Consider the following 4,971-nt stretch of genomic DNA (forward strand, 5'->3'; position numbering starts at 1 on the left):
GTAAGATGTGTGCCAAAGTCAATGGAAATAAGAGAATTTGTGGCAAAGTTTTGGCCTTGAATGGTAATTATTGTGCCAATCGGGCCAGATGTAGGCGTAAGATTTGTAATCTCAGGAATGAAAGTAATATGGGTTGAGCAGGAAGAATAAGCTGTAACTACTCCTTCGGCACAACTTACTTCTGATGTGCCTGTAATGGTTGCATAGTTTGTAATAGTGGATGAACCCTGTTCTTGAATGAAATATTTGATGGTTTTTGAGCCTTCTTGATTAGGATTTAGCAATCCAAGGCTAAAGGTTTGGATAGCTCCATTGGGTAATTGGTCTTTAAGAAAAACATTGGAAAGGACGGTTGTTCCTGTATTTTTATAATAAAGGGTATAGGTTATCGTTGATTGAGACAGGGCAAAGGATGGACCTTCTTTGCTTAATGAAACTCCCAGAATCCCACTCATAAGTTTAAAAAGCGTAGTAGCACTCTTTCCATATTCATTTCTAGCCGTAATAACCTTTGTGCAAACAGGTTGAGTATCCACCATAAAGGTTATGGAAAATGTGCCAGTTATACTTGATTCTCTTGCAGCTATGGTTGGATGTGTGCCAAAGTCTATAAAAACTTGGGTTTGGGTGGTAAACCCTTGTCCTTCAATTGTAACTATTGTTCCAATTGGACCTGAATTTGGATTAACCAAAGTAATTGCTGTCCAAGGCCAATAATCAACCCAATCAGATACCTTATCGCCTTGTCCTGATGGGTTTGATGTTCCATGATATGGCCCTGAATTTGCTCCCCACCAATTGTAGGTTGCAGAGATGGTTCCTGAGCTTCCATCATGCCAAACCCCAAAACCTTTGGTTAAGTCGCCGTTTTTGTTGCCTGAAAGATTATTACAATGGATTTCAGGGAAGGAGTTAGAGGTAGAATAAATACCATAACCTTGACCATAGCTGCCATATCCTCCTCCATATCCAGGATTTCCTCTATTTCCTCCTATGTTGTTTGATATTGTATTATCCAAGATTGTATTATTGCTTGAATTTGAAAGATAAATTCCACAGCCGATTCCACCAGGGCCACCAGAAGCCCAATAGCCACCTGTTCCACCCATTCCTCCTTGATTTTGTGAGATTGTGTTTGAATATATTGTATTGTTTGTTGAATTAGAAAGATAAACCCCACAGCCTATTCCACCAGGGCCACCTGAACCACTCCAGCCACCACTTCCTCCCTGACCTCCTGTGTTATTTGATATTGTATTTCCTGATATTGTATTGTTTGTTGAATTTGAAAGATATATACCACATCCAATACCACCATGGCCACCAGGTTGACCTGTTGTTCCATTTTGACCTATTCCTCCTACAATAGTGTTGTTTCTTATGGTAAAGTTTTGGCAATTTATAAGAACAATCCTTCCTAAGTTTGTTGAGCCAGAACCAGCTAAAGTTAAATTTTGATTCTCAATGGTTATTCCCGATTGATTGTAATAGTAATGAATGGGTTCACCATTATAAGTATTTGAGGTTGTAATTGTGTTATTTAAACTATTTGGTTCAATATATATTCCATATCCGACTCCAGCACTGCCATATGCCACACCTGTTCCTCCTTGACCTCCTTGGTTATTTGATATTGTATTTCCTGATATTGTATTGTCTGTTGATTGTGAAAGATAAATTCCACAACCAATCCCACCTTCGCCACCTGAACCCCTTGGTGCATAGCCACCTATTCCTCCTGTGTTTAATGATATTGTGTTTTCTTGAATTATGTTATCTGTTGAGCTTAAAAGATAAATTCCACATCCCCTTCCACCAGAACCACCATGGTCTACACCACCGGCTTGTCCTCCTTGTCCTCCTTGATTTTGTGAAATTGTGTTTTGTAAGATTGTATTATTTGTTGAGGAAGAAAGATAAATTCCACAACTAATCCCACCAGAACCACCTTTGCCATGAGGCTGATAGCCACCCCAACCACCTACTCCTATTCCTCCTCCTCCCCCTTGATTTTGAGAAATTGTATTACCCAAGATTGTATTATTTGTTGAGGAAGAAAGGTATATTCCGCAGCCAATTCCCCCCGAGCTACCTGAACCTACATAGTAGCCACCTGCTCCTCCTTGTCCTCCTATATTGTTTGAAATGGTATTGTTCAGCAGAACAACATTATTTGAGTTTAAAAGATAGATTCCTGTTCCAATTTCACCAATTGTACCATAGACACTACCACTACCATCATTACCTTTATTATCATGAATATAATTGTTCACAATTATAATTCCAGATACATTTTCAAGATAAACCCCTTGTTTTGCATAGCCTATATTGCAATAACTTATTGTTCCCTTTGCATTTGCTCCACTAAATTTAATCCCTTTCCAATCTCCTGCAGAAGGTGTAGTTTGGCTTGAAGTAAAGGTAATCGTTCCTGCAGGATTGCCAATAGCATTTAAAGTGCCGTAGCAAATCAGAGAAGTTTCAGTGGCAAACTTTACAGTTACCTCTGGCTCAATGGTTAAAATTACGCCATTGGCTACAATTACAGTATCTGTTGCAACATAAGGGCTATTTGCTAAAGCCCATGTTGTGTTGCTAGTAATTGTCCCATAAACATAAGTCTCTGCCCAAATTGGCTTAAAAGCCAAAAACCCTAAAACTACTAAAGACGCAAAGATTTGTCTTTTCATTTCACTTACCTCCTATTTCCCTCTTTTAGAGGGGTGTCAAACGAAGTTTGACGGGGTGTTTTCGTCGAAGTTCCACCTACCCCGTCAGGCTTCGCCTGCCACCCCTTCAAGGAAGGGGAATATTTATAATTCTTCATTTTATCTTAATTTAAGCATAAAATCATTTTTCATTTTTGTCAAGAAATTTTTTACATTCCTCAAGCATCTGTTTGGCATAAAGATTATTTGGATCAAGCTTTAAAGCATTCATAATACTTTCTTTTGCCTCTTTGAGCCTGTTGCTATAGAAATATATTGATCCTAATACACAATATGTCTCCTGTGAAGGATTAGACTTTACTAAACCCTCTGCCCTTTTGATTATTTCTTCTCTATAAATCTCTTTTCCAAAAATTCCAATTCCTCCTTCAGTTATAGAAAGAGCGAAAAATGGTTTAAATTCTCTATGTTTCCAAATATTGCCTAAAACTCTGTTGTATTCTTCAGGATTTTCCCAAGACACTACCCATTTGTCAATGCCATAAGAATTTATAATTATATAATCTGCCTTTTCAATGTTAGGAAAAGAATAAAGAGGGGCTTTCTGATGAGAAAAATGGGCAAGGAGGTTATCTTTAACAGAAAGAGACCTTTCTTTGGGAATTATCTTTTTTAACACCCCAAATATCTTTCTTTCTTCTTTTGTCTTGTAATAATATATTAGATTCTCTTTTGGAAATGAGAGGAAGGTTTTATGGTTGGTAGAATCATAAGAGAAAGCATGGTGGACAGTTCCTGTTTTTTGATTTAAAGCCCTTAAGCCAAAAAAGTAATTTGAAAGAATAGCTATTGATAGGAAATAGGGAAAGAATGCAAAGTGAAGGTGCTGATTTTTTAATTTTTTTAATAAAAAAGACAAGCCATAAGTAGATGAAATTACTGTAAAAGGAATAATAGAGGCTGGATATTGCCAAGTCAAAAGATATTGAGGATCCCAAGAAGATAAAAAGTGAAGAAGAACAACAGGAAGGACTAAAAAGAATATTTCAATTCCCATGATAGAAAAAACAGAAGAAGAAAAAATAAGAGCAAAAAGATTAGTTAATTTTTTATCAATATATGGGGAAAGTGCCTTTATTAAAGTCTTATGAGGTTTAAAAACAAGGTTTTTTATAGCCTCTTTAGGAGTCAAGCCAAGAGCACCATATCTTCCAAAATGTTTATAGGATTCTAATCCATGGCTAGTTGCTGCTCTAATTTTAGGAATCAATATACCTACTGAAAGACAAGCCCAAAATATTCCCAATAAAAATGTAGTTACTCCTATCTTTGTGCTTTTTTTAAAGAAACTATAGATACCAAAAGTCATTACTATAAGTGAAATCTCTTCTTTAATCATTAAAGAAAAAAATAAAAAGACAAAATAGGCAATCCAATTTCTTCTCTGAAGGAAATAGAAGCAAAGAGAGATAAAGAAAGGAGCCAGGCAAATTTCATAAAATTCAAAAAGAACTACCCTTGTAAGAAAGGGATGGAGAAGATAAACAAATGACAATGATAAACTTAAAAGGTTGTGTTGTAGCTTATCCCTTGCAATCAAAAATATAGGGATTGCTCCTAATCCAAGGAATAGGCTTTGTAGGATAAGAAGCATTCTTGGGTCTTGCCATAAAGCATAAAATGGAACAAAGATAAAAAGCATAGGAGAAAAATGCTCACCAAGAAGATTGTAACCCAATAGGGAAGGATCAAAAAACCTTCCATAAAAAGCATTCCAAATAATCTGATCAAAATATGCTAGATCAAAATGTCCTGTAAAGAATCCATTGTATTGAATAATGGAAAGATAGGAATAAACAGCAATATAAAGGGAGGTTAAGAAAAGAAGAATAAGCCAAGTTGCAATCTTTGGAATGTCTTTGTTTAAATTAAGCCATTGGGCATTAAGAAAGACAAATGTACTTATTAAAAAGATAAGAAAAAAGACCTTCCAGATAGAAAAAGGGATATTTTTATAAAGAAAAAACCCAAGAACCAATAAGGCATTGCCTAGAATAATTATCCAAAAACCTTTTTTGTCCTTTGGCCTTTTGTTTTTCTTTTTCATGAACCCCATTATATATCGCCGTTTCTTAAAAAGGCAAGTTAAACTTAAAAGCTTACCTTATAACAAGGGATTTTATGGCAGAGAAATCATCTGCCTTTATTTTGTAAAAGTATAATCCAGAGGAGAGGTTTTGTCCAGCATTATTTTTTAAGTCAAAAAATATTGCCCTATCCTTTTGGGTGTATGAACCTTTGG

The 4,971-nt window shown here is 35.8% G+C and carries 2 protein-coding genes; both read right to left on the reverse strand.

Translation table 11 applies throughout. From position 1 onward, the window contains the following. On the reverse strand, nt 1-2,690 hold a 2,690-nt coding region (locus AB1630_10130), incomplete at its 3' end, for a right-handed parallel beta-helix repeat-containing protein (GenBank protein MEW6104148.1). A 160-nt stretch (nt 2,691-2,850) separates the two neighbouring features. Further along, on the reverse strand, nt 2,851-4,776 hold the full coding sequence (locus AB1630_10135; GenBank protein MEW6104149.1) for a DUF2079 domain-containing protein: 1,926 nt from the start codon (nt 4,774-4,776) through the stop codon (nt 2,851-2,853). Between the last annotated feature and the right edge of the window lie 195 nt (nt 4,777-4,971).

Source organism: bacterium, from assembly GCA_040753555.1.
Taxonomy (GTDB): Bacteria; UBA9089; UBA9088; order UBA9088; family UBA9088; genus JBFLYE01.